General features: G+C 44.9%; 21 protein-coding genes and 2 pseudogenes. 17 read left to right on the top strand and 6 right to left on the bottom strand.

From position 1 onward, the window contains the following. Positions 1–264 precede the first annotated feature (264 nt). The 3 genes and pseudogenes from P4S59_RS21165 (at position 265) to P4S59_RS21155 (ending at position 2513) form a co-directional block, all read left to right on the top strand. On the top strand, positions 265–741 hold the full coding sequence (locus tag P4S59_RS21165) for a DM13 domain-containing protein (protein ID WP_337169008.1): 477 nt from the start codon (positions 265–267) through the stop codon (positions 739–741). A 141-nt stretch (positions 742–882) separates the two neighbouring features. Continuing rightward, complete coding sequence (locus P4S59_RS21160; RefSeq protein ID WP_109170297.1) at positions 883–1683, top strand: PhzF family phenazine biosynthesis protein; 801 nt, start codon at positions 883–885, stop codon at positions 1681–1683. Between the two features lie 135 nt (positions 1684–1818). Next, positions 1819–2513: pseudogene (locus tag P4S59_RS21155) on the top strand (aspartate/glutamate racemase family protein). A gap of 76 nt (positions 2514–2589) precedes the next feature. Here P4S59_RS21155 and P4S59_RS21150 read toward each other — a convergent pair. Next, the gene (locus P4S59_RS21150) at positions 2590–4293 is read right to left on the bottom strand and encodes an FAD-dependent oxidoreductase (RefSeq protein WP_337169007.1); all 1704 of its coding nucleotides are present in this window, start codon (positions 4291–4293) and stop codon (positions 2590–2592) included. Positions 4294–4364: 71 nt separating this feature from the next. Next, positions 4365–4550, bottom strand: a complete 186-nt coding sequence (locus tag P4S59_RS21145; protein WP_012842250.1) for a YgaP family membrane protein — start codon at positions 4548–4550, stop codon at positions 4365–4367. A gap of 178 nt (positions 4551–4728) precedes the next feature. Here P4S59_RS21145 and P4S59_RS21140 point away from each other — a divergent pair, with 178 nt between their 5' ends. The 5 genes from P4S59_RS21140 to P4S59_RS21120 are packed head-to-tail and all read left to right on the top strand — an operon-like array spanning position 4729 to position 10242. Next, complete coding sequence (locus P4S59_RS21140; protein ID WP_012842251.1) at positions 4729–5037, top strand: ArsR/SmtB family transcription factor; 309 nt, start codon at positions 4729–4731, stop codon at positions 5035–5037. 28 nt (positions 5038–5065) lie between these two features. Then, the gene (locus P4S59_RS21135; RefSeq protein ID WP_048625069.1) at positions 5066–5485 is read left to right on the top strand and encodes a YeeE/YedE family protein; all 420 of its coding nucleotides are present in this window, start codon (positions 5066–5068) and stop codon (positions 5483–5485) included. Positions 5486–5495: 10 nt separating this feature from the next. Next, positions 5496–5897 (top strand): YeeE/YedE family protein, encoded by a 402-nt coding sequence (locus P4S59_RS21130; protein WP_337169006.1) that lies wholly within the window; start codon positions 5496–5498, stop codon positions 5895–5897. Further along, the gene (locus P4S59_RS21125) at positions 5882–9190 is read left to right on the top strand and encodes an efflux RND transporter permease subunit (RefSeq protein ID WP_337169005.1); all 3309 of its coding nucleotides are present in this window, start codon (positions 5882–5884) and stop codon (positions 9188–9190) included. The genes P4S59_RS21130 and P4S59_RS21125 overlap by 16 nt, the downstream gene beginning before the upstream one ends. After that, positions 9187–10242, top strand: coding sequence for an efflux RND transporter periplasmic adaptor subunit (locus P4S59_RS21120; protein WP_337169004.1), 1056 nt, complete (start codon positions 9187–9189; stop codon positions 10240–10242). Before P4S59_RS21125 ends, P4S59_RS21120 begins: the two co-directional genes overlap by 4 nt. An 88-nt stretch (positions 10243–10330) precedes the next feature. Here the strand turns inward: P4S59_RS21120 and P4S59_RS21115 are convergent, their stop codons facing one another. Beyond that, a complete protein-coding gene (locus P4S59_RS21115) occupies positions 10331–11197 on the bottom strand; it encodes an endonuclease/exonuclease/phosphatase family protein (RefSeq protein ID WP_337169003.1) in 867 nt (288 codons plus the stop codon). 309 nt (positions 11198–11506) lie between these two features. Here P4S59_RS21115 and nrdD point away from each other — a divergent pair, with 309 nt between their 5' ends. Continuing rightward, on the top strand, positions 11507–13627 hold the full coding sequence (nrdD, locus tag P4S59_RS21110) for an anaerobic ribonucleoside-triphosphate reductase (protein ID WP_203342482.1): 2121 nt from the start codon (positions 11507–11509) through the stop codon (positions 13625–13627). An 84-nt stretch (positions 13628–13711) separates the two neighbouring features. Beyond that, positions 13712–14182 carry an anaerobic ribonucleoside-triphosphate reductase-activating protein gene (gene nrdG / locus P4S59_RS21105; protein ID WP_005394529.1) on the top strand — a complete coding sequence of 157 codons (471 nt, stop codon included), beginning with the start codon at positions 13712–13714 and terminating at the stop codon, positions 14180–14182. A gap of 86 nt (positions 14183–14268) precedes the next feature. Here the strand turns inward: nrdG and P4S59_RS21100 are convergent, their stop codons facing one another. Beyond that, positions 14269–15654 (bottom strand): MATE family efflux transporter, encoded by a 1386-nt coding sequence (locus P4S59_RS21100; protein ID WP_337169002.1) that lies wholly within the window; start codon positions 15652–15654, stop codon positions 14269–14271. A gap of 120 nt (positions 15655–15774) precedes the next feature. Here P4S59_RS21100 and P4S59_RS21095 point away from each other — a divergent pair. The 3 genes and pseudogenes from P4S59_RS21095 (at position 15775) to P4S59_RS21085 (ending at position 18669) form a co-directional block, all read left to right on the top strand. Further along, positions 15775–16631: pseudogene (locus P4S59_RS21095) on the top strand (AraC family transcriptional regulator). A gap of 155 nt (positions 16632–16786) precedes the next feature. Beyond that, complete coding sequence (locus P4S59_RS21090; protein ID WP_048625063.1) at positions 16787–17974, top strand: amino acid aminotransferase; 1188 nt, start codon at positions 16787–16789, stop codon at positions 17972–17974. Between the two features lie 11 nt (positions 17975–17985). Continuing rightward, positions 17986–18669: an ATP-dependent zinc protease family protein gene (locus P4S59_RS21085; protein WP_054867620.1), complete on the top strand. Its 684-nt coding sequence runs from the start codon at positions 17986–17988 to the stop codon at positions 18667–18669. A 112-nt stretch (positions 18670–18781) separates the two neighbouring features. Here the strand turns inward: P4S59_RS21085 and P4S59_RS21080 are convergent, their stop codons facing one another. Both P4S59_RS21080 and P4S59_RS21075 read right to left on the bottom strand, forming a co-directional pair. Next, positions 18782–19318: a hypothetical protein gene (locus P4S59_RS21080; protein WP_005394515.1), complete on the bottom strand. Its 537-nt coding sequence runs from the start codon at positions 19316–19318 to the stop codon at positions 18782–18784. A gap of 153 nt (positions 19319–19471) precedes the next feature. Next, entirely contained in the window at positions 19472–19846 is a 375-nt protein-coding gene (locus P4S59_RS21075; RefSeq protein ID WP_337169001.1) for a YgiW/YdeI family stress tolerance OB fold protein, read from the bottom strand. A 155-nt stretch (positions 19847–20001) separates the two neighbouring features. Between P4S59_RS21075 and P4S59_RS21070 the strand changes: the two genes are divergently transcribed. The 4 genes from P4S59_RS21070 (at position 20002) to modC (ending at position 24224) form a co-directional block, all read left to right on the top strand. Further along, positions 20002–21453 (top strand): cobyric acid synthase, encoded by a 1452-nt coding sequence (locus P4S59_RS21070; RefSeq protein ID WP_337169000.1) that lies wholly within the window; start codon positions 20002–20004, stop codon positions 21451–21453. A 69-nt stretch (positions 21454–21522) separates the two neighbouring features. Then, positions 21523–22404, top strand: coding sequence for a molybdate ABC transporter substrate-binding protein (gene modA / locus P4S59_RS21065; protein WP_337168999.1), 882 nt, complete (start codon positions 21523–21525; stop codon positions 22402–22404). A 27-nt stretch (positions 22405–22431) separates the two neighbouring features. Next, positions 22432–23118 carry a molybdate ABC transporter permease subunit gene (gene modB, locus P4S59_RS21060; protein ID WP_005394498.1) on the top strand — a complete coding sequence of 229 codons (687 nt, stop codon included), beginning with the start codon at positions 22432–22434 and terminating at the stop codon, positions 23116–23118. After that, on the top strand, positions 23118–24224 hold the full coding sequence (gene modC / locus P4S59_RS21055; RefSeq protein ID WP_337169209.1) for a molybdenum ABC transporter ATP-binding protein ModC: 1107 nt from the start codon (positions 23118–23120) through the stop codon (positions 24222–24224). Before modB ends, modC begins: the two co-directional genes overlap by 1 nt. Positions 24225–24278 lie beyond the last annotated feature (54 nt).

The raw sequence follows: 24278 nt of genomic DNA, 5'->3' as shown, positions 1-24278 counted from the left end.
CAAACGGCTGATATCAATTATCAGCCGTTTTTAATTGCTCACTTTGCCTTTAGATCATTTCGTCGAAGGCGCTTAGGGGGCTGAATTTAAATAGTTATTTTCGTTAATAACGGGGTTATTGGATAGCACTCTAAAAGGCAGCAATTAAGGCGCATTGGTCCAGCTTGTGTATAATATTAATGAAATTAGGCTATTAGACGTATAACCTGACGGATGTCTGTATTTGAGCCTAAATCTAAGCTGATGAAACTAACAAGAAGATAGATGACCTTGAAAAGTATAATTAAATTAACGTTAAGCCACTTAGTGGCTGTTGCGATTGGTATTGCGATAGGTATCTATACTTTACCGATTCTTATTGCACCGTCTGCGCCGACCGATGAGCAAGTTTCTGAGCGCATGCAAGGTGCAGAATACAGTGCAGTTGTCACGAGGGACCTCAAAGATAGCGACGCTTTTCATTGGGGAGAAGGTGAAATTCATTTGAGTTCCCAAGCTATTACGCTGGTAGGAAAACTCGCTCCCGGGCCTGACTATAAACTCTATTTATCTCCTAAATTTGTCGAGACTGAACAAGCGTTTAATGACCTTAAATCTGAGATGAGCTTGGTTGGTGATGTCAAAACATTCAATAACTTCGTTGTTGAGGTTCCTCAAGGGATTTCCATTTCTGAATACAATACTGTTGTTGTTTGGTGTGAAACATTCGGTGAGTTCATTACTTCGGCAAAATACCAATAAATCCCATCAGGAGAAAAAGTGGTTTCTTCTTAGTTAAGAAAGGCTTACTGCTCAAATAACTGGTGCAATACATTACGTGGTACAAATGCACTAAGTGCTGCTAATGGTTCTACAGTGGTTGATAGAACTTAAGGATATTTTGTGGAAGTTAAAATTTTTCAGGTCGACTCGTTTACATCAGATGTGTTCAAAGGCAATCCTGCAGGTGTGTGTATCACAGAATCAAGCCTTGATGAGGAAATGATGTTGGCCATAGCGGCAGAGATGTCACTATCTGAAACCGCGTTTCTGTCATTAAACACAATGCAACTTCGTTGGTTTACACCGAGGACGGAAGTCGCTTTGTGTGGACATGGCACATTGGCCACGGCGCACGTGCTGAGAGAGCAAGGGTTATATAGTACTGGTGATACCATTGAGTTTGGCACGCTATCCGGCGTTTTAACTGCACAACTTGATCATGACGACATTCATTTGGTGTTTCCTGCTCCTATTTTAGATATGCGAGCAAGTATTAACACAGACTTGCTTTACGGCTTAGGGCTCGATGTGGCTGATGTAAACGCTTATGGTCAGTTTGATAATAAGCAGTTGATCGTCATCAATGATGAGTCTTTGATAGAGCAACTCGAACCTGATTTTAGTGCGTTACTTAAACAAAAAGGTCGTGGAGTTGTTATCACTGCTCAATCAAGCACTGACGCTGATTTTGTCTCTCGTTACTTTGCCCCTTGGGTGGGTGTTGATGAGGATCCAGTGACAGGTTCTGCTCATTGCGCTTTATGTGTTTACTGGGCTAAAGAGCTCGGTAAAGCGCAATTAAAAGGCTTTCAAGCATCCAAGAGAAGTGGAGTTGTTTATACAGAATTATTGAATCCGGAATGCGTTAAGCTTTCTGGAAGTGCGGTAACAATGTTGCGAGGAGATATGAGAATTGCGTAGTCGTCCTTTTTGGTTCTCGTTTTTTCTGATTACAGGTTTACCCAGTTTTCACTAGTGACAAAGCTAGAAGGCTGTCTATTCACGTAGTTGATTTAACACCCCTGCCATGGTGGTGTATAACGATTGGAGAGTTATATGAAAACTATCGGTCTTCTAGGCGGCATGAGTTGGGAGTCGACGCTTAGTTATTACAAATTGATCAACGAAGGAGTCAAAGAGGCGTTAGGCGGCCTAAATTCCGCAAAAATTTGTATGTATAGCGTGAATTTTTCAGAGATAGAGAAACTTCAACACCAAGGTAAATGGGAAGAAACGGCAAGTATTCTATCTGATGCTGCATCTTCAATAGAAAAAGGGGGCGCTGATTTTATTCTTATTTGTACGAACACAATGCACAAAGTTGGTCCTCAAATTGAAGCCAGCATTAATATCCCATACTACATATCGCAGACGCGACTGCTGAGTTACTTCGTGAGAAAGGGGTTCAAAAGGTCGGACTCCTTGGTACTCAATTCACAATGGAGCAAGACTTTTACAAAGGACGGCTTTCCGACCTCTATGGGCTGGATGTCATAACTCCTGCTCAAGATGATCGCTCTATAGTGCATAACATTATTTATAAAGAGTTATGCCAAGGTGAAATCAAAGAGGAATCGAGAACGATATACCTGCAAATCATTGAAAAACTAAAAGAGCGGGGAGCTGAAGCTGTGATTCTCGGGTGCACTGAAATTGCCTTACTTGTAAACCAAAGTCACACTGATGTTACGCTACTTGATACCACTTCTATCCATGCTCAAGCAGCAGTCCGTTTGGCGATAGAAGGTTAATGAGTTAGATTTGAGTCCATGTAAATAAACAAAAGAGAAAACCAATCCCTCTGTTTTCTCTGTTTTTATTATCCCGTTATAAGCGCGAGAATTTGAGTGTTCTGTATCCACCAATCAAGTTGCGGGCTTTGTAACCATTGTTGACCAGTTGACGGTATGCCACGTTACCACGCAAGCCGACCTGACAGTAAATTACAATCTCTTTATCTTTTGGTAGTTCACCCATACGATGGCGTAGCTGATCAACCGGAATGTTGATTGCCCCTTCAAGATAACCAACAGACTCCAATTCACCCGGGTTACGGACGTCGAGGAGAATTTGATCTTCAGTCAGGTTGTCGATTTCATCGTAATGAATCGCCGCTGCGTCACCTTTGATGATGTTATTTGCCACAAACGCCGCTTGGTTGATCACATCTTTTGCACTGCCGTAAGGTGGCGCGTAAGTCAGTTCAAGATGCTGTAGTTGTTCAACCGTCATGCCAGCACGTTGTGCAACAGCCATAACGTCAATACGTTTGTCGATACCGTCTTTACCAACTGCTTGAGCACCTAAAATCTTGCCTGATTTTGGATCGAACAACATTTTGAACGACACCACTTCTGCACCAGGGTAGTAGCTCGCGTGGCTTGCGGTATGCACGTACACTTTTTCGTATTCAACGCCAGCGCGTTTCAATTGTTTCTCGTTTTTACCGGTAGAAGCCACTGCAAGGTCAAAGATCTTACAAATCGCTGTCCCTTGTGTGCCTTGGTAGGTTTCTTTTCGGCCAAGCATATTGTCTGCTGCCATACGACCTTGACGGTTTGCCGGGCCTGCAAGTGGCACTAGAGTTTGCTCGCCTGTCACGAAGTCTTTCTCTTCTATCGCGTCGCCGACAGCGTAGATAGATGGGTCGCTGGTTTGCATGTATTCGTTCGTGTAAATACCGCCTAGCGCGCCAATTTGAAGGCCGGCTTCTTGCGCCAGTTTTGTCTCAGGACGTACACCGATTGCCATGATCAGAATATCGGTAGTGAGTTTTTCACCGTTGTTCAGTGTTAACTCCAATTCACCTTCTAGGTGTTGGTGTTTCTCACTCTCACCAGAGTCGAAACTTGCAACGTGCTCGTTAGGTACGAATTTCACAGATTCAAGCGCGACGCCAAGTTTTAGGTCGATACCTTTGTCACGAATTTCTTCATGAGCAAAGCCTGCCATTTCACGGTCTACTGGCGTCATGACTTGGTCTGCCATTTCGATCAGAGAGGTTTTAATGCCAAGTTGGTGGAAGGCTTCCATCATTTCTAAACCGATGAAACCGCCGCCAACAACCGTCGCATGCTCTGGCTTGTTCATTTGGATCGTTTCGATGATGCGATCCATATCTGGAATGTTACGTAGCGAGTGGGTGAGCGGGTTATCGAGACCTGGGATTGGCGGAGCAATAGGGCCGGCACCTGGGCTAAGCAGTAGGAAGTCGTATGATTCTAAGTATTCAGACTCATCCAACAGGTTTTTGATCGTAACGGTCTTGTCCTGTCGGTTAATAGAAACCACTTCATTCATCACGCGAACATCAACGTTAAAGCGTGCTAAAAAGCTTTCTGGCGTTTGTAGTAGTAACTTACTGCGTTCTTGGATATCGCCGCCGATGTGATAAGGCAAGCCACAGTTGGCAAATGAAACGAACGGGCCACGTTCAAACATGATGATTTCGGCATCTTCGCTTAGACGACGAGCACGCGCCGCCGCAGATGCACCACCTGCAACACCACCGACGATTAAGATCTTAGTCATTTTTAACTCCAAGTTTTAGGGCGAACTGACCTTTCACGAATAGCCAGTGTGAAAGGTCACTACGCTCTAGATTATCTAAAACCAAATTTCTTTAAAAAATAAGCAGCAGGGCAGATTCCCGTGTAAGCACTTTGAATAAGATTAACGCCGATAAACACGGTGAACCAAATGAAGTTACTGTGAACGAACACGGTTAGTATGACCGAGATCAATACCATCGTGCCTGCAAAAATTCGTACTGCATTTTCTAACGTCATAACTCTTCTCCTTCGTACTCTCAAACTGAGAACGCCATCCTTTGATATTCATCACTATAATTATCTAAATTAGAAATGTCTAATGTTAATTTATCTAAATTCATCATTGCTAATTTAGTGTTGACTAAATATGTTGCTTTAGTAATATCTAATTTAGTTTTTAATATAGAGGTGAGTCATGAGCTATACAGATATGGATGTAGCAGCAATGAAAGGCAATGCCAATGAAGCTGCTGATCTCCTAAAAGTAATGGCACATCCGGAAAGGCTAATGGTGTTGTGCCAACTGACCCAAGGTGAGGTTGGTGTTGGGGAGCTACAAAAGAACTCGTTCCTTAGCCAATCCGCCTTTTCACAGCACTTGACGGTGCTTCGCAAACACAAATTGATCAAGGCTCGTAAGGCATCACAGCAAGTGTTTTATTCGTTGTCAGAACCGAGAGTTGAGTCATTAATCAAGGCGCTTCATAGCGTTTTCTGTAACTAATTCGTAGCTAAGATTTTAGAGGTAAATAATGTTAAACGTTATTCCATGGGAGTCGTTGTTTGGTGGCCTTTTGTTAGGGATCTCCGCCACTATATTGTTGTTGGTTAACGGGAAAATTGCCGGAATCAGTGGAATTATGAATGGCATTATGTCACCGAAAAAAGGCGATTATTCGTGGCGATTGCTTTTTGCGGTTGGAATGATAGCTGGTGGCTTGATTAGCGTTCTGATGTTGGGCGTTGCGGTTCCTAGTACCGCGAACCTTTCTTTAGGGATGGTGATTGCCGCTGGTTTATTGGTAGGAATCGGAACCAGACTGGGTAACGGATGTACTAGTGGGCACGGCATTTGTGGCATGGGCCGTTTGTCTAAGCGCTCTATTGTGGCGACCTGTGTATTTATGGCTGTCGCTGGCCTAACGGTATTCGTTCGACTTCACCTAGTTTAAGAGAGATTCCATGAACAAGACTATTTTTCGTTTTTCTGCTCTTTTGAGCGGTGTGTTATTCGGTATGGGCATGGCGGTGTCTGGTATGATCGACCCAGCTAAAGTCATTGGATTTTTAGATATTTCTGGCAGTTGGGATCCAAGTTTGGCTTTTGTGATGGGCGGCGCACTCGCGGTATTCATGCCAAGCTATTTTTTAATCATCAAGCCGAGAAAACAATCAGTTAGCGGTGAAGCGTTTTGCACACCAACCAATAAGAACATCGACGGACGTTTGTTATCTGGTGCGGCCATCTTTGGTTTAGGTTGGGGTTTGGCAGGTATTTGCCCTGGCCCTGCGGTTGCGAGTCTGGCATTAGGCAACGTAAACAATCAATCTGATATGGAGGGGAAAGGATGCCCGACAAACTAAAGCGAAGTTTTGTTCAGTCCGTGATGAACAGCTTTTTCCCTCCGATCATGATTTTACTCGCGCTTATGGTCGGTGCCGCGGCTTTGTGGTTGACCCCGAAAGAGGAAGACCCGCAAATCGTTGTGCCGATGGCGGATGTATTGGTTTCGGCTCCCGGACTCAGCGCTTCTCAAGTCGAAAATCAAATCACTGAACCATTAGAAAAGCTTGTTAGCCAAATTGACGGTGTGGAATACGTTTATTCTTCGTCAATGGAAGGTGCTGCGCAAGTCATCGTTCGTTTCTATGTCGGCGAAAACCGCGAAGATGCTCTGGTTAAGCTTTACAACAAACTCTATTCCAACCAAGATAAAGTTCCTCCTTCTGTCTCTAACTGGCTTGTAAAGCCTGTTGAAATCGATGATGTACCCATTGTTGTTGCCGCAATTTATTCCACCGATCCAGACATTCTCGATCGCCATCAGCTGAGACGTATTGCAGACCAAGCCACGTTAGGTATTAAATCATTGGATGCCACCAACAAGGTGGAAGTGATTGGCGGTGAGCCGAGAAAAATCCAGATAGAGCTTGATTCCGTTGCGATGGCAAACTTCAAAGTAACCATCGATGACCTCGAACAGGCCATTCAGCTCAGTAATAGCAAAACCCAAGGCACGAACGTTCGCGTAAACGGGCAAAATTACACATTGGAATCGGGACGGTTTCTGACTAACGCCGAAGAGGTTGGCGATCTTGTTATCGCGGTGCTCAATGGCAAACCCGTTTATTTGAAAGATGTCGCGCGTATTTACGACGGTGAAGGTGAGGCAACATCCGATACTTGGTATCGCGATAAAAACTACGATGAAGCATACCCAGCGGTGTTCATTTCTGTCGCTAAACAAAAAGGCTCGAACGCGGTTAACGTCGCTCAGTCTGTTCGGGATAAACTGGCGGAGCTTCAATCCGAGCAGTTTCCTCCACAAGTTCAAGTTGCAGTCATTCGTGACTATGGCGAAACGGCGAATGCGAAAGTAAACAACTTGGTATCAAGCCTTGGCATCTCTATTCTAACGGTCGTGGTGTTTGTCGGTTTGTTCTTGAACTGGCGAAGCGCATTGGTGGTTGGTATCGCGATTCCGATTAGCTATGGTGCCGCGCTCGGGATGGACTTGGCATTTGGCTATTCCATCAACCGAGTCACACTCTTTGCGTTGATTTTGGCGCTAGGTTTGATCGTGGACGATCCGATCGCCAGCATCGACAATATTGAACGCTACCTCAAACGCAAAAATCTAACACGAACCAACGCGATTGTTCTCGCCATGGCAGAAATTCGTAGCGCCTTGTTAATGTCGACGGTCGCGATTGTTATCGTGTTTACGCCGATGTTTTTTATCACTGGGATGATGGGGCCTTACATGGCGCCACTGGCGTTCAACGTTCCGATCAGCGTTATCTTTAGTACCGTTGTCGCGTTTATAATCACGCCTTGGCTTGCCAAGAAGCTACTCAAAGGTGCTGAGGAAAACGGCCACTATGACATCCAATCTTCGCCGATGTATCGTTTGTATCGTGGTGTGTTGATTCCGCTACTTGAAAGTCGTAAGAAAGCGTGGCTTTTCCTTGGTTTGGTTGCCTTGTTGTTCGTCTTGGCAGCATTGTTGCCAGCACTTCGCTTAGTTCCACTCAAGTTGCTTCCTTATGACAATAAAAATGAGTTCCAATTGGTATTAAACATGCCAGAGTCTTCAAGCTTTGTGGATACCTCCAACGCGCTGTCGAGCTTTACGGACTATTTAATGACGGTGCCGGAAGTGACAAGTGTGTCGGGCTTTGCAGGCACCGCTTCCCCAATGGATTTCAACGGCATGGTGCGCCACTACTTTATGCGTAGCGAACCATACCAAGGCGAGCTTCGAGTCGTTCTTGCAGAGAAGAATCGCCGCGCAATGCAATCACACGAACTGGTGACACGACTCAGGGCGGATTTAGAGCAGATTGCAGATAATTTTGACGCTGACGTGCAGCTAGTCGAAGTGCCGCCAGGCCCGCCTGTTATCGCCACCATTACGGCAGAAGTTTACGGTGATGAAGCGACATCTTATGAAGATCTGATGATCCAAGCAGAGAAAGTCGCGGATAGGCTTCGCAAAGAACAGTTGGTTTCTGAGGTGGATACCAGCATCCAAGGTGATTTAGAAACGTGGCAGTTCATCGTTGATCAAGAAAAAGCGGCGCTGTCTGGTGTTTCTGTTGCTGATATCAATAACACGCTTATTACCGCCGCGAACGCCAAAGTGCTCGGTTATATCGCCGATCCAAGAGAAGTGGACCCACTACCTATCGAAGTGCAGCTCCGACGCGAAGACAGAGATAACCTGAATCAACTAGAGCAGCTTTATGTGCGAGGCCGTCCGGGCATTGCAAAAGTAGAATCCAATGGGGCGGTTGTGGATGCTCCTCAGCCTATCGTGCAGTTGTCTGAAGTCGGTCATTTTGTGAAACGTGCAGCGGACAAACCGATTTTCCATAAAAACCTCAAGCCCGTTGTGTATGTCTACGCCGAGGTAGTTGGGCGTGTTCCGGGTGAAGTGATTGCCGATGTGATGGCTGACCAAGATACAACTCACGCAGAAGATGTGCATCGTCACTGGCAAGATCGCACGTACTTGAGCAATGGCGCTGGTGTCACTTGGAGCGTGCCAGACAACATCGAAGTGGTTTGGAGTGGTGAGGGGGAATGGAAAATCACAGTGGACGTATTCCGCGATTTAGGCATTGCTTATGGCGCTGCGCTGCTTGGCGTATTTGTGGTTATGTTGATTCAAACTGGTTTACCTGCGGTATCGGGCATCATCATGCTGGCGATACCTCTGACCGTGATTGGGATTATGCCGGGGTTCTGGATTTTGAATGTGTTAAGCAGTGACATCGGTAATTACCCCAACCCAGCTCTGTTCACGGCGACCGCGATGATCGGCATGATTGCGCTAGCAGGGATTGTGGTGCGTAACTCGCTCGTTTTGATTGAATTTGTTCAGCAATCGTTGGCTGAAGGTCGTAGCTTACATGATGCGTTGATTGAATCTGGTGTTGTTCGTATGCGGCCAATATTGCTGACTGCGGGTACAACGTTACTGGGTAATGTCGTGATTACGTTAGACCCAATTTTTAACGGTTTGGCTTGGGCAATCATATTCGGAATTACCGCCTCGACCATCTTTACGCTGCTTGTGGTTCCGGTGGTTTACAACCTTGCATACCAAAACACCAAAGGACATGGATTACCTCAGATGGAGGAAGAGCAATGAAATTAGATACCAAATGGTTAGGCGTGATTCTGTTTGCCATACTCGCGCTTCTTTTTCTCTATATGGCTGGATTTTTTACAGAAAAGTTGCCGACAGAACATGACGCGAAAACCAACCAGATTGATGTAAATAACGCAGAGACACATCAACTGATGTTAACCAGCGAACCGGTTGTTCGAGAGTTTCCGGGCGTCGTCGTTGCAGAGCAGCACGCCGATATCGCGGCACGGTTAACGGCATCGGTGATGGAGGTATTGGTGAAGGTTGGCGATAGAGTGAGGCAAGGAGACGTGTTGGCGCGGCTAGAAAGCGATGATCTCGACGCGCGAGTTCGTCAAAGTGAGCTGGCTTTATCCTCTGCACAAGCGCAGCTCAATGCGGCGAGAAAGGAGTTTTCTCGTGTCAGAGCGCTTTTAAACAAAAAACTGATCCCTCAATCGCAATTTGACCAAGCGGAAAGTGCCTTGCAAACCGCACAAGCCAACTTCAATAAAGCGCAAGCGGTGGTCTCCGAGGCGGAAACGACCTTTGGCTACAGCATCATTACTGCACCGTTTGATGGCTTGATCACGCAAAAGCCCATCAACAAGGGTGATACCGCGACACCGGGGGCTTTGCTTTTATCAATGTACAATCCAAACTCGTTGGAGATAGAGGTGAACTTTGCTGAGTCTGTCATGCCTTATGTGACTTATGATAAAGAAGTGGACGTTGTTTTTCCGTCTTACAACCTCAACGCGCAAGCGGCTGTAAAAGAAGTGACGCCGTCGGCAGATGCCAACTCGCGCAGTTATACCGTAAAGCTTCAATTTGAGCCGCCAACGGCTATCTATCCAGGTACATACGCCAAAGTCGCGTTGACCTTGACCGACGATGTTGTACTTCGCGTGCCAAAAGAGGCGGTTTACCAAGTTGGCCAATTGGACTACGTAAAAGTGGTGCAAGACAGCGGTGAGGTAGAAACTCGGCTTATTCAGCTTGGAGAGTTGGGGAGAGTGCGAACGGGGTTGAAGCAAGGTGACGTAGTGCTGCTGAATCCAAGAGCGCTTTGATAGAACGGTTTCTCTTGTTAACTAGTTAAACGTCTATCTAGCAAACAACATAAAATAGCCCAGCAACATGCTGGGCTATTTTGTTCGTTTAGTTAAGCGTTACCGTTGCGTTTACAGGGCAATGGTCACTCAGTTTGTAATCCAAAACATCTTGTGAGCTGAACAGCGTTTGATGCGCGTTTTTCGCTTTTATTTGCGGGCTCACAATAATGTGATCAATCAAAGAGCGGAATTGGTGTGTTTTGCTTGGGTTCTTATTTGAGCGAACCTTGCAATCGGCTTGGGTATCTCGCGTTACCAATTGTGCATCGTTACCGAGCGTCATGATCGCCCACAACCAATCACGTTGATACGACAAGTTGTGATTGAAATCGCCCATTACAGCGTACTGCTCTTTTTTCTTTTTTCTTTCGCTCATCCATTTCGCAAGTGCTTCTCCTTGTTGACTCAGTGTCTGGCAATCACGACTGTTTTTATACGCTCCGCTGCATCCTGCTTTTAGATGCACAGAGAGCAGGTGAAGCTCGTCCTTTTGGTTTGGGTTAACGACGATGTAGCTGGCAAAGCGCAACTTGCTATTACCACGCGTGATTGAGAAGTCTGCTGGGTCAGACACTTCAATGTCTTTACGCACAGCAAAACCAGTGTACTGATTGGTATCAGAAAACTGAAGGTGCTTATTGTTTGATTGAGCTCGATCAGAGAGATAAATCGCGTAGCCATCGCCTACGGCTTTTTGAACCGCGGCTTTGGAGTCGACCTCCTGAAAGGCGATGATGTCGGCTTGAGTTTTATCCACATATTGGTTGAGTTTGACGAAATCGTCACTGGTTCTCGAAACCTTACCTCCATCTATAGACAGCCATTCTATATTCCAACTGGTTAAGTTGATGGAGTTTTGAGCAAGTGACGTTGAACTAAAAATTAATAAGGCAGTAACAAATAGTGATCGCATATTGGCTTGTTTCACTCCTGGATTTTAGCGTATTCCTTTCCAACCTTTATCCTATAAGCGCTCTAAAAAAAGCAAGTAGATTTCGTACCAATTTTGCAATTTTCATGGTTTTCTTCGCAACTGAGATCAGTACCAATAAGATCGATTTGTTCTTGTCCGCTAGCCGATCTTTATTGATCAAAATCAATGTTTTCAAGTGGTGCTTTTCGTTAAATACGCCACAATATATTGTGTTAGCAGAATAAAAAATAACCCCATATAGTGTGTTTGTGGATAACTCTGTGAGTATGCTGGGGTAAGGAGAAGAAAGTGAAACCAATCGTAATCAAGCGTGACGGCTCAAGAGCTCCGTTCAACAGGGATCGTATCCAAGCAGCAGTTGAAGCGGCAGCGGAAAACAAAGATAAAGATGTCGCCATTTATGCTCTTAATGTCGCTCTTGCTGTCGAGTTACAGCTAAAAGATCACGATGAAGTTCACATCCATGAGATTCAAGACCTAGTCGAGAATGAACTCATGCAAGGTCCTTACAAAGCCCTAGCACGTTCTTACATTGAATACCGCCATGACCGCGACATCGCGCGTGAAAAGCAAAGTGCATTAACTCGTGAAATCGAGGGGTTGATTGAAGAAAGTAACCTTGATTTGATAAACGAAAACGCGAACAAAGACGGCAAAGTTATCCCAACTCAGCGTGACTTGTTGGCTGGTATCGTGGCGAAGCACTACGCGAAAACGCACATCCTGCCTCGTGATGTGGTTCAAGCACACGAAGTGGGTGACATTCACTACCACGATCTGGATTACGCCCCATTCTTTCCGATGTTTAACTGTATGCTTATCGATTTGAAAGGCATGCTAACGCACGGCTTCAAAATGGGTAATGCAGAAATCGATACGCCTAAATCGATTTCAACTGCGACTGCCGTAACGGCGCAAATTATTGCTCAAGTGGCTAGCCATATTTATGGCGGTACAACCATCAACCGTATTGACGAAGTTTTAGAACCTTACGTCATCACGAGCTATGAAAAGCATTTAGAAATCGCGAAAGAGTGGAACATTGCTGAGCCAGAAGAGTTTGCTAAAGCGCGCACAGAGAAAGAGTGTTACGACGCATTCCAATCTCTTGAATACGAAGTAAACACATTGCACACGGCGAATGGGCAAACGCCATTCGTAACGTTTGGTTTTGGTCTTGGTACAAGCTGGGCGTCTCGTCTTATTCAGCAATCGATTTTGAAAAACCGTATTGCAGGTCTAGGTAAGAACCGTAAAACAGCGGTATTCCCTAAACTTGTATTCGGCATCAAAGATGGCTTAAACCACAAATCAGAAGATCCAAACTACGACATTAAGAAGCTTGCACTTGAGTGTGCTTCAAAACGTATGTACCCAGACATTCTTAACTACGACAAAGTCGTGGAAGTCACGGGGTCATTCAAAACACCGATGGGTTGTCGTAGCTTCCTAGGCACCTACGAAGAGGATGGCGAACTTATCCATGAAGGTCGTAACAACCTTGGTGTAGTTAGCTTGAACTTGCCACGTATCGCGCTTCGTGCAAAAGGCAGCGAAGCGAAGTTCTATGAACTGCTTGATGATCGTCTACGTCTTGCTCGTAAAGCACTAGAAACACGTATTTCTCGTCTAGAGAACGTAAAAGCGCGCGTTGCACCAATTCTATATATGGAAGGTGCATGTGGTGTGCGCTTGAAAGCAGACGATTCGATTGCAGAAATCTTCAAAAACGGCCGTGCGTCAATTTCTCTAGGCTACATTGGCGTGCATGAAACTATCAACGCGTTGTTTGGTACTGAAGCGCACGTTTACGATGATGCCGTATTGCGTGAAAAAGCGGTCGCGATCATCAAACATCTAAAAGATGCGGTGAATCAATGGGCTGACGAAACTGGCTATGGCTTTAGCTTGTACGCAACACCAAGTGAAAACCTATGTAGTCGTTTCTGCCGCATCGACACCAAAGAGTTTGGTTTGATTGAAGGTGTAACAGACAAAGGTTACTACACCAACAGCTTCCACTTGGATGTTGAGAAGAAGGTTAACCCTTACGACAAGATCGACTTCGAGATGCCTTACCCAGAAATCTCAAGCGGTGGCTTCATCTGTTACGGTGAGTTCCCGAACATGCAACGTAACGTAGAAGCGCTAGAAAACGTGTGGGACTACAGTTACACCCGCGTTCCTTACTACGGAACCAACACTCCGATTGATGAGTGTTACGAATGTGGTTACACCGGCGAGTTTGAATGTACAAGCAAAGGCTTTACTTGCCCAAGTTGTGGCAACCACGATTCAACCAAAGTATCGGTGACACGTCGCGTATGTGGCTACTTGGGCAGCCCAGATGCACGTCCGTTTAACTTCGGCAAACAAGAAGAAGTTAAACGTCGAGTGAAACACCTATAAGGTTAATTACCACTCGATTCAACACTTTGAAAATCAACCTGCTTTAGGTTGATTTTCTTTTTCGCGATAACAAAGAGACGCATTATGAACTACCACCAATATTATCCAATTGACGTTGTTAACGGACCGGGTACGCGCTGCACATTGTTTGTGTCGGGCTGTGTACATCAGTGTCGTGGCTGTTATAACCAGTCGACGCAACGCTTGGATTCGGGTGTGTTGTTCACGCAAGAAGCGGAAGACAAAATCATCAATGACTTGAATGACACGCGCATAAAACGTCGCGGTTTGTCGTTGTCGGGCGGAGATCCGCTTCATCCTGCTAATGTGCCTCATATTTTAAAGATCGTGAAAAGGGTGAGAGAAGAGTGTCCCGGTAAAGATATCTGGGTTTGGACAGGCTACACGCTGGCTGAACTGGATGACGCACAAAGAGAAGTAGTGCAATACATCGACGTTTTGATTGATGGTAAGTTTGAACAAGACAAGAAAGACCTCAATCTTGAATGGCGTGGCAGTTCAAACCAAATCATTCATCGCTTTACGGATATTTAATCAAGCATTCTCCAAACATAAAAAGGGCTCACACGTGCATAACGTGTGAGCCCTTTTTTTGTGTGAGTTCGTTAGTGTATTTCCAGTTACGCTGTCACCGTTTGGTCATCCTCGACCATATTATTTATCCAACGTTTAGATTGGATACGATAAGTCGTCAGTACGCCTTTCACAAATTCTTCAGCTAGCAGAGACATCAAGACAAAATGCAAAGGCAACCCGAGTACCATACCAGTGTAATAGGTAAGGGGAATACCAATAGCCCACTGACCGAACGTATCAATAAAAATGCTGTAGCGAATATCTGCGCCACTCTTTAGTACGCCGCCAATCCCTACCATGTTAAACACTCTCAAAATCATACCCAGCGCCATGACTAAGCATACGTTAAGTGCCATTTCTGCATCGGTTAATGGGCTCAGTACCAATAGATGATGAATCAGAGGCGAGCTCAACCACACTAGGAAAAACAATAAGGTGGCTAAGATTGCGCTGGTTAACACATACCACCACGCCGTTTTTTCGACCCGATCATAATGTTTTGCGCCAATATCATTCCCAAGAAGAACGGATGCAGCGACCGCAAATCCCATAAAGGTTGAAATCAGTACGCCTTCAATCGGGGATAAGAATGAGATGATCGCAAGTTCTGAAACACCCAATTGACCATAGATGATGCTGTAAACGATCAGCCCACCAGTCCAGAGCGCATCGTGGACCAACATGGGTAGAGAAACCTTAAAGTATTTTTGACGATACTGCTTTAAACGGCCTTGCGCCCAATCGAATTTGGTCGGAATCAGGTACGCATAGCGTTTACAGAAAAAGTAAATCAACACTGCCGTTTGGAAAAATCGAGAAACAAAGCTGCCTACGGCTGCTCCAAATACGCCCCATTGAGGGAAGCCGAATAAACCGAAAATCAAAACATAATTAAGCACGACATTCACGACAATCGCGGAGATACTAACGTTGGTTGCCAGTTTGGTTTGGCCTACGGAGCGCAATACCGCTTCAATCGGTACCACTATCGCCGTTGCAATAAGACTAAAGCCCGTAACCACAAGATAATCACGTGCATAAGTGACGTATTCAGGATCGTCTGACATGAAAGAGACGATCTCTTTATCAAAAATCGCATAAAGAACAATAAACGGCAGCGTCACTAAAATGGAAATAAACCAAGATTGCGCCAATGTTCTACGGATTCCTGCCATATTCCCTGAACCGTAATATTGAGAAGCCAACACCGTTACTGCACCGCAAAGACCGAAAATGACTGCAAGGTTAAAGAAAAAGATGCGATTTCCGACTCCAACGGCTGCAGTGGCGGATTCTCCGAGTTGGCTCACCATGAAAATATCCACGACGCCGAGTAACGCAAAAAGCATGGATTGAAGTGAAACAGGAAGGCCAATCGCAATCAGCTTTTGCCAAAATGCTTTATCGATGTATTCGCGTGTTAAGAGCATCGCATTTCTCCTTAAAGATTAATGCGAGTAGTTCATCCCTATGATTTGGCGGTGTATTTTTCAAAGGCATCCAAAACCTTTGTAAAACTCTCCACTAGTGTATATGTGAGCCAATAAATCATGGAAGATAAACAAGAACGCTACGCGATTTCAGAAAAAACCTATCAAGAGTTTATTGATCACAGTCGAGTACTGGCATTGGAGGAGAGAGGCATTGTGCAGTGCGGAATTGCAACCTGTCGTGACTTCTTCTCTGTTTATCGTAAAAACCAAAAAAACACATGCTGCTTTACACCGTGCGCGGTAAAGGTTTGTTAGAAAGTGGGGCGTGTCGATATGATTTGGAGCCTGGCTCGTTGATCACGGTGCCTGCAGGTGTTGAAAACGGTTTTGGTATGGAAGAGGAAGTCTGGCAGATCGCATGGCTTTTTCTTGCTCCTGATAGAGTATGGCCAATGATAGAGAGTAATATTAGTTACCAGCTCACATCTGCACCTGAGGTGATGTATGCGTGTATCCAAACGTTGTTACGCAGTATTAATCTTCCTATTGATTATGGTGGTGCGGTAGGTGCACATAGCGTGGCTCAGTTAGAGCTGATGTTAAACATGCCGCCCTCAGAGTCGATATCACGTAGCCAATTGAGGCTTCGGCGCGTATTCGATCTTGTCCAGCGTCAGCTGCATAAGGATTGGAGTGTCGAGCAAGTGGCAGCTTTATATCCATGTTCGGAGCCACATTTGCACCGTCTGACTCAAAAGCAGTTTGGTCGAAGCCCGATGGCACATTTAACACGTATGCGCATGGAATACGCTGCTAGGTTACTTCGTTCAACAGAATGGCCGATTCAACATATTGGAGAGATAGTCGGATATCCAACTAGTGCCAACTTTAGTACACGTTTTAAAGCGTGGTCGAGCATGACGCCAAGAGAATTTAGGAAAAACGGAAGAGTGGATTGGTATAATGAGGAGTGAATCGTTCTTTTTATAACCGATAGAGCGCACAAAACTTATCGTAACCCAGAATTTTGTTCTCTAATTGATGAAATAAGTGAAAAATCATTTCGCCATTTTTTGCGATGGTGTTAACGTGAGGTTCGGTACTTGAATTTCAAAGGGTTATGACTTTCATGTTTTCTAATCTCCCAACTCCCGTATTAGATCCTATTTTATCTCTATCCGTTGCATACCGTAACGATGACCGTCCAAACAAGGTTGACCTTGGCATTGGCGTCTATAAGAACAGCGCAGGCGAAACGCCGATCATGAAAGCCATTCAAATGGCGCAGGATGTCGTTGTTGAAACTCAAAAAACCAAATCTTACGTTGGTCTTGCGGGTTGCGAAGAATTTAATAAAAGCATGATCGATTTGTTACTGACGGGAACGTCAGCAATGGATCGTGTTGCTGCCATTCAAACACCAGGTGCAAGTGGTGCGCTGCGTATGTTAGGTGACCTGATGAAGGTCGCACAGCCAGATACGACGGTTTGGATTTCAAACCCTAGCTACGTAAACCATAAACCAGTGATGGAAGCGGCAGGTCTTAAAGTTAAGTTCTACCATTACTTTTCTCCAGAAACGAAACAAGTAGACACAGCAAAAATGATGGATGATCTTGCGAAAGCAGGGCCTTCTGATGTTGTATTGCTGCATGGTTGTTGTCACAACCCAACAGGCGCAGATATCGATTTTTCTGCTTGGCAAGCCATTACGGAATTGTCACAGAAGAACGGTTTCACACCATTTGTTGATATTGCCTACCAAGGCTTTGGTGATGGCCTAGAGGAAGACGCAAAAGGGCTTCGCTTCATGGCAGATAACGTTGAAGAGATGTTAATTACTACATCATGTTCGAAGAACTTTGGCCTATATCGCGAGCGCACAGGTGCGGCGATTGTCGTTGGTAAGAACATGCAAGACGTGGCCAACGCAAAAGGCAAGTTACTTACGTTAGCGCGTTCTACTTACACGATGCCACCCGATCATGGAGCGGCTTTGGTTAAGACGATTCTTCAAGATGACAACCTGACTTCCGTTTGGAAGCAAGAGTTGAGTGAAATGCAACATCGTTTGGTTAGTCTTCGTCAAAGTTTGTGTAACGAATTGAGAAACAACCATAATACCGATCAATTTGACTTCATTGAGGGTCACAAAGGCATGTTTACTGTGCTAGGCTTTAGTGAAAACCAAATGGCGCAACTGCGTGAAGATTATGGCATTTATGGTGTTGGCGATGGTCGAATTAACATCGCTGGACTTACCGAAACTCATATTCCATACGTAGCGGACGCAATTAAGAAAGTATCTCAAGCTTAATTGGAGTGTGGATGAAAAACTGGAAACTGATTCTGCCGCTTATGATGAGCGGCAGTTTAATTGCTTGTACGTCAACTCAAACGACGCAGGAACCTGTTGAGCCTGAGTCGCCGAAGGTCGAAGAACCTGTCAAAGTAGAGCCAGAAGTGAAACCAGAGGTTGATCCAACGCCTGAGGTTGAGCCTAAGCCTGAAGTAAAACCTGAGAAAAAGCCCGAGCCAAAACCGACAAAACCAGCCAAAGTGACAAAGACACCAGACGGCATGTTGATTCTTGGTTCTGAAGAGTGGGTTTACGTTCCTGAAATTGATCAAACCTTCAAAGCTAGGGTTGATACAGGGGCGACAACATCATCAATTAGCGCGACAGACATTGTTCCGTTTGAGCGTGATGGTAAAGATTGGGTTCAGTTTAAGATCGACTTGGGCGATAAAGAAACTAAAGAGTTTAAAGTACCTGTAGAGCGCTGGGCTAAAATCAAGCAGTCATCGTCAGAAGAGGTGGATAAACGAGCGGTAGTAAAAGCGTATATTACCGTCGGTGACCACAAAGAAAAGACAGAGTTTACGTTAGCTGAGCGTGGGCATATGAAGTTTCCAATTTTACTTGGTCGAAGCTTTTTTAGAGATATCGCCGTTGTGGATGTATCGAAAAAGTATGTCCAAGATAAACCTAAAAAATCCGGCAAAAATTAATGCCTTGTTACTAGTTCCTGCTAACAATCGGTACTTAACAAAATGGCCTCCGAAACCGGAGGCCATTTTTATTGAATCACACACTTGTTAATGCAGTTGCTTAGTTACTTAATTAAAATGCAAAACGAGCAGACATCACTATTTGTTGGCCATAGACACCATTATTTTTGAAATCCGCGCCAAGTGATAGTTGCTGAGTAGAGTGGAATCGTGCGCCAAAATTATAAACGGTATTGGAATCGTCGTTATCCATTATTTGACCGATACGGGCATGTAGCTCAACATTTTGCATGAACCAAATACGAGTACCAATATTCACCTCAGTGCGCCACTCGTCACCCACTTTATCACTGCCGTTTTCTTTAATGTTGTGTACCAACATTTGGCCATAAATATCTGCAAATTGGCCTGCTGGGCCGTTAAAGCCAATACCACCAGCAATATCCCAGTCTCCGCTAAACTCACTGTCTGCGCGAGCAATGAAGTGGGTGTTTTCTGTAAAGTAGGTATTGAACTCGCCACCAAATGTACCAGGGCTAGTGCCCATGCGAAATTCCATCGTGTTGTAGTTGAAATTATTTGCATGTGCGGAAAGTGGCAAAACAGCGCACAAACCAAAGGCTGCAACCTTTAGAGCTTTACCTAGCATGGTGTCTCCGGGCAAGATGATTAAAATGAACAAAAAAATGGTCTGCAAAAAGCAGACCAAGATTGATAAAGCTATCATTTTAAGTGCTTGCCGTCACCATTTAGCTGTAGTGCTCACCACATCATGCTGATATCCAAAGCAATCGGGGTTGTTTTACATGATCACCAGTTGCTCGACTTCAATTTCTGGCTTATTTCTGCCTTCAAATTCACCAAACAGACGGACTTTAGTCGTGTGATCAATCGGAGTGTTTAGCTGAATATCGTCATCGAATTCCACCATCACTTCACCGGAACCGTCGCTAAAGACAAACTTATCCGCGCGAACTTGACGTAATAAGTTACCTTCAACGACTACATCTTTTTCAGTAAACATATTGGAGTCGTTTAGCAAGGCGTCCAATTTTTCCACAGTGACAGGACCATTAAACTGCAAGTTTGATTGGTTTTTAGCGTGATCTTTCGCGAATGCGATAGAAGGAGCAATAACTAAGGCGGCGATTGTTGCGATAATTGTATTCTTTTTCATGTTACATCCTCATCGGTTTGTTTTGATGGGTTCATTAAAACAGAGCTTGTTTGAACCAATGATGATTTCAACATTCATATTCTATTCATTTGCTTGAGTAAGTGGGGACGATGACGTTATGATTGTTCATCTTCCTCTATTCCTTACAAATGTTCATGAAATCAGCGATCCCATCTTTAATGGTTCAAGGCACCACTTCGGATGCCGGAAAAAGTGTCCTTGTGGCAGGTTTATGCCGTGTATTAGCGAGAAGAGGGATAAACGTTGCCCCATTTAAGCCACAAAACATGGCACTAAATAGTGCAGTAACCAGAGATAGCGGGGAAATAGGTCGAGCTCAGGCAGTTCAGGCACAGGCGTGTAATATTGAGCCAACCGTACATATGAACCCGGTTTTGATTAAACCTAACAGTGATACAGGTGCTCAGATCATTTTGCAGGGCAAGGCGCTTTCCAATATGGATGCGGCTGGCTTTCATGATTACAAGAAAGTTGCGATGGATACGGTGTTAGATTCCTTCTCTCGTCTGACTCAAGAATTTGATTCGATCATGATCGAGGGTGCAGGGAGTCCTGCTGAAATCAATTTACGTGAAGGCGATATCGCGAACATGGGTTTTGCGGAGGCCGCTGATGTTCCGGTGATCATTGTTGCTGATATTGATCGTGGTGGTGTATTTGCGCATTTGTACGGAACACTCGCGTTACTTTCTGAATCTGAACAAGCGCGAGTAAAAGGATTTGTTATCAACCGTTTTCGAGGTGATATTCGTTTATTGCAATCGGGCCTCGACTGGCTAGAAGAAAAAACAGGCAAACCTGTACTCGGCGTGCTTCCTTTTCTTCATGGTTTGAATTTAGAAGCAGAAGACGCGATCACCGCGCAGCAAGAGTTGCACTCTGAGGTAAAACTGAATGTCGTTGTGCCTGTTTTAACCCGGATTAGTAATCATACTGATTTTGATGTGTTGCGATTGAATCCCGACATCAATCTACGTTATGTAGGCAAAGGCGAGAAAATAGATAAAGCCGACCTTGTTATTTTGCCTGGGACCAAATCAGTTAGAGACGACTTAGAGTATCTAAGAAGCCAAGGGTGGGATAAAGATATCTTACGTCATATTCGTCTTGGTGGAAAAGTGATTGGTATCTGCGGTGGCTACCAGATGCTTGGAAACTTGATTGATGACCCAAATGGCGTCGAAGGCCAGCCGGGTCAAAGCGAAGGGCTTGGCTTACTAGACATCACCACGACGCTAACTAACAGCAAACAGCTTACAAATACGCAAGCACAGCTTTCTCTTAATGGCAAAACAGCCAATGTAAAGGGTTATGAAATCCACGTAGGACAAAGTGAAGTGCAGGGCGTTCAACCTCTTACATTGAGTTCCGGTGAAGCTGAGGGGGCTATCAGCAAGTGTGGCCAAATCATGGGAACCTACCTTCACGGGTTCTTTGATGAGGCAGATGTCTTAAGCCTGGTGTCAGAATGGGTAAACGGCACTCAAATCAAACAACAAGACTTTGAAGAGTTAAAGGAGCAAGGAATTAATCGTATTGCAGATGCGATAGAACAACATATGAACCTTGATTTTTTGTTTAAATAGCACATTAACTGATTGAACTTTCTACCCAAATAACCAGTTCTTTCGCTTGCCTTGTATTGGAGTTTCTCTATGAAAGCATGGAAAACGCATGCTTGCCTCGCGGCAATATTAAGCATTTCATTTTCAGCTAACGCAGCTAACGCAGCTAACGCAGCTAACGCAGCTAACGCAGCTAACGCAGCTAACGCAGCTAACGCAGCTAACGCAGCTAACGCAGCTAACGCAGCTAACGCAGCTAACGCAGCTAACGCAGCTAACGCAGCTACGAACCTCAAAGTGTATGCGGCGTCTTCGATGACGAATGCGATCGACGAAATCGCACAAAACTTTGAAGAAAAGTATGACGTTTCTATCACTCCCGTTTATGGTGGTTCTTCTTCTATCGCTCGACAAATTATCAACGGCGCACCAGCGGATATGTTCATTTCTGCGAATACTAAATGGATGGATTATTTGGTCGATAAAGACGTTATTTCTCGTGACAATGTCACAAGCTTGGTGCGCAATAGCTTAGTGTTGATTGCTCCTCAGTCTTCAGAATTAACCTCATTTAACTTCTCTGATGCAACAGCATGGGAGAAGGCATTGTATGGAAATCGCCTTGCGTTAGGCAATCCGACGTCAGTGCCTGCTGGTATGTACGCGAAAGAATCACTGACTACACTGGGTGTATGGAAAGAGATTCAAACTCAAATCGCACCAGCAAAGAATGTGCGCTTAGCTTTGGCGTTGGTTGAACGTGGAGAAGCGCCTTTAGGTGTGGTTTATAAGACCGATGCTCAGTTAACTGATAAAGTCAAAATTGTCGGCGAATTTGCGAGTGATACGCATGCGGCTATTGTTTACCCGGCTGCAATTGTGAATTATTCTACTGAGTCGGAGCAGTTCTTCCAGTACCTAAAATCGGACGAAGCCGCACGCGTTTTTGCTCAATATGGCTTTCAGCAATAAACCGGCTTTCAATTATAGGAACGAAGCGTGACAGAACTGGAATACCAAGCCTTAATGTTAAGCCTCAAAGTGGGCGCGTACGCAGTACTTTGGCTCATTCCTCTCGGCGTTTTTCTTGCTTGGCTACTTTCTCGAAAAACGTTCTTCGGTAAATCGATCCTCGATAGCTTAATTCATTTACCACTGGTATTGCCGCCAGTGGTTATCGGCTATTTGTTGTTGATTTCTCTTGGGCGGCAAGGGTTTCTTGGAAAGTGGCTCTATGAACATGTAGGGCTAGTCTTTAGCTTTAATTGGAAAGGAGCAGTAGTCGCTTGTATTGTAGTGGCCTTGCCTTTGATGGTTCGGTCTGTGCGGTTAAGTTTAGAGAACGTCGACCCAAAACTGGAACATGCCGCGTCAACGTTAGGCGCTTCTCCTTTAAAAGTTTTTCTCACCATTACGTTACCACTGACCATTCCCGGAATTATTACTGGGACGATGCTGTCCTTTGCTCGTAGTCTTGGTGAATTCGGGGCGACGATCAGTTTCGTCTCTAACATTCCGGGAGAAACCCAAACGATTCCACTGGCAATGTACAACTTTATTGAAACGCCAGGCGCGGAAATGCAGGCGGCTCGCCTATGTATCATTTCTATCGCGCTAGCTTTGTCTACATTAATGATCTCTGAATGGCTAAATCGCAAAGCGGCAAGTCGGTTGGGTGCAAAGTAATGACGATTAAAGTTCAATTTAAACAAATGCTTGGTGATACTGATTTCGATATCAAACTTGAGTTACCTTGTAACGGAATTAGCGCTTTGTTTGGGCGATCTGGTGCGGGAAAAACCACGTTAATTAATATTATCAGCGGATTAGTTGCACCAAAACAGGGACATGTTGCGATTGGTGATAACGTTTTGTTTGATAGTGAAAAGGGGATCAACTTACCAACACACAAGCGCGGTATTGGTTACGTGTTTCAGGATTCACGTTTATTTCCTCACTATTCGGTTCAAGGCAATTTGTTGTATGGCGTTAAAGAAAAAGATGACGAGTACTTTGATGCAGTCACCGAACTCTTGTCTATCAAACCGTTACTAAAGCGCTTCCCGATCTCACTGTCTGGTGGTGAAAAGCAACGTGTTGCGATTGCACGAGCATTACTATCAAAACCCAACTTGCTTTTGATGGATGAACCACTTGCGTCGCTTGATATGCCGAGAAAACGTGAGGTGATGCCATTTCTGGAGGAATTATCGGAGAAGGTAAATATCCCTATTATCTATGTCACACACAGTCTCCAAGAAATTTTAAGGCTTGCTCAGCACCTTGCAATTATTGACCAAGGTAAAATTACGAGTTCAGGTAAGCTTGAAGACGTGTGGGCTTCTCATGCGATGCGTCCATGGCAGTCTTTCTCGGATCAAAGCAGCTTATTTGAAGGCCGAATTGCTGAACATCATGAGCGTTATGCGCTGACTTGTGTCAGCCTTGCACCTAATGCATCACTATGGGTGCAAAAGATTGATGGTGAGCCAGAGGCGCCAATTCGCTTACAAGTGCGTGCCAACGACGTTTCTATTACGCTAGAGCAACCTAAGGCGACTTCTATTCGAAATATCCTGCCTGCGACGGTCGATTCAATCGAGGTGTTTAACGCGGCTGATGATAAACAGAGTATTAATGTATCGCTAAAGCTAGATGAGGGATGTTATTTGTGGGCTACGATAACACCTTGGGCGCTTGATGATCTCGACTTAAAGGCAGGTGATAGTGTATTCGCACAAATTAAAGGTGTCAGTGTCACGCAAAAAGACGTGGCATTAGCGCCGCATTAATCGTTTAAAGCTACGCACGCTTAATGATCAAAAAAGGCCGCAAACGCGGCCTTT

This window comes from Vibrio sp. M60_M70 (genome assembly GCF_037162085.1).
In the GTDB taxonomy this organism is placed as follows: Bacteria; Pseudomonadota; Gammaproteobacteria; order Enterobacterales; family Vibrionaceae; genus Vibrio; species Vibrio diabolicus.
Note: the sequence above shows the minus strand (reverse complement) of the source record. Positions and strands in the feature narration are given on the sequence as shown.

What these genes read in the sequence shown, in the direction of transcription:
- P4S59_RS21100 (WP_337169002.1), bottom strand. Translation starts at nt 15,654, where the DNA reads ATGCTCTTAACACGCGAATACATCGATAAAGCATTTTGGCAAAAGCTG.
- P4S59_RS21120 (WP_337169004.1), top strand. Translation starts at nt 9,187, where the DNA reads ATGAAATTAGATACCAAATGGTTAGGCGTGATTCTGTTTGCCATACTC.
- modC (WP_337169209.1), top strand. Translation starts at nt 23,118, where the DNA reads ATGACGATTAAAGTTCAATTTAAACAAATGCTTGGTGATACTGATTTC.
- modA (WP_337168999.1), top strand. Translation starts at nt 21,523, where the DNA reads ATGAAAGCATGGAAAACGCATGCTTGCCTCGCGGCAATATTAAGCATT.
- P4S59_RS21125 (WP_337169005.1), top strand. Translation starts at nt 5,882, where the DNA reads ATGCCCGACAAACTAAAGCGAAGTTTTGTTCAGTCCGTGATGAACAGC.
- P4S59_RS21130 (WP_337169006.1), top strand. Translation starts at nt 5,496, where the DNA reads ATGAACAAGACTATTTTTCGTTTTTCTGCTCTTTTGAGCGGTGTGTTA.
- P4S59_RS21150 (WP_337169007.1), bottom strand. Translation starts at nt 4,293, where the DNA reads ATGACTAAGATCTTAATCGTCGGTGGTGTTGCAGGTGGTGCATCTGCG.
- P4S59_RS21090 (WP_048625063.1), top strand. Translation starts at nt 16,787, where the DNA reads ATGTTTTCTAATCTCCCAACTCCCGTATTAGATCCTATTTTATCTCTA.
- P4S59_RS21135 (WP_048625069.1), top strand. Translation starts at nt 5,066, where the DNA reads ATGTTAAACGTTATTCCATGGGAGTCGTTGTTTGGTGGCCTTTTGTTA.
- P4S59_RS21145 (WP_012842250.1), bottom strand. Translation starts at nt 4,550, where the DNA reads ATGACGTTAGAAAATGCAGTACGAATTTTTGCAGGCACGATGGTATTG.
- P4S59_RS21075 (WP_337169001.1), bottom strand. Translation starts at nt 19,846, where the DNA reads ATGAAAAAGAATACAATTATCGCAACAATCGCCGCCTTAGTTATTGCT.
- P4S59_RS21115 (WP_337169003.1), bottom strand. Translation starts at nt 11,197, where the DNA reads ATGCGATCACTATTTGTTACTGCCTTATTAATTTTTAGTTCAACGTCA.
- P4S59_RS21140 (WP_012842251.1), top strand. Translation starts at nt 4,729, where the DNA reads ATGAGCTATACAGATATGGATGTAGCAGCAATGAAAGGCAATGCCAAT.
- P4S59_RS21070 (WP_337169000.1), top strand. Translation starts at nt 20,002, where the DNA reads ATGAAATCAGCGATCCCATCTTTAATGGTTCAAGGCACCACTTCGGAT.
- P4S59_RS21085 (WP_054867620.1), top strand. Translation starts at nt 17,986, where the DNA reads ATGAAAAACTGGAAACTGATTCTGCCGCTTATGATGAGCGGCAGTTTA.
- P4S59_RS21080 (WP_005394515.1), bottom strand. Translation starts at nt 19,318, where the DNA reads ATGCTAGGTAAAGCTCTAAAGGTTGCAGCCTTTGGTTTGTGCGCTGTT.
- nrdG (WP_005394529.1), top strand. Translation starts at nt 13,712, where the DNA reads ATGAACTACCACCAATATTATCCAATTGACGTTGTTAACGGACCGGGT.
- P4S59_RS21165 (WP_337169008.1), top strand. Translation starts at nt 265, where the DNA reads ATGACCTTGAAAAGTATAATTAAATTAACGTTAAGCCACTTAGTGGCT.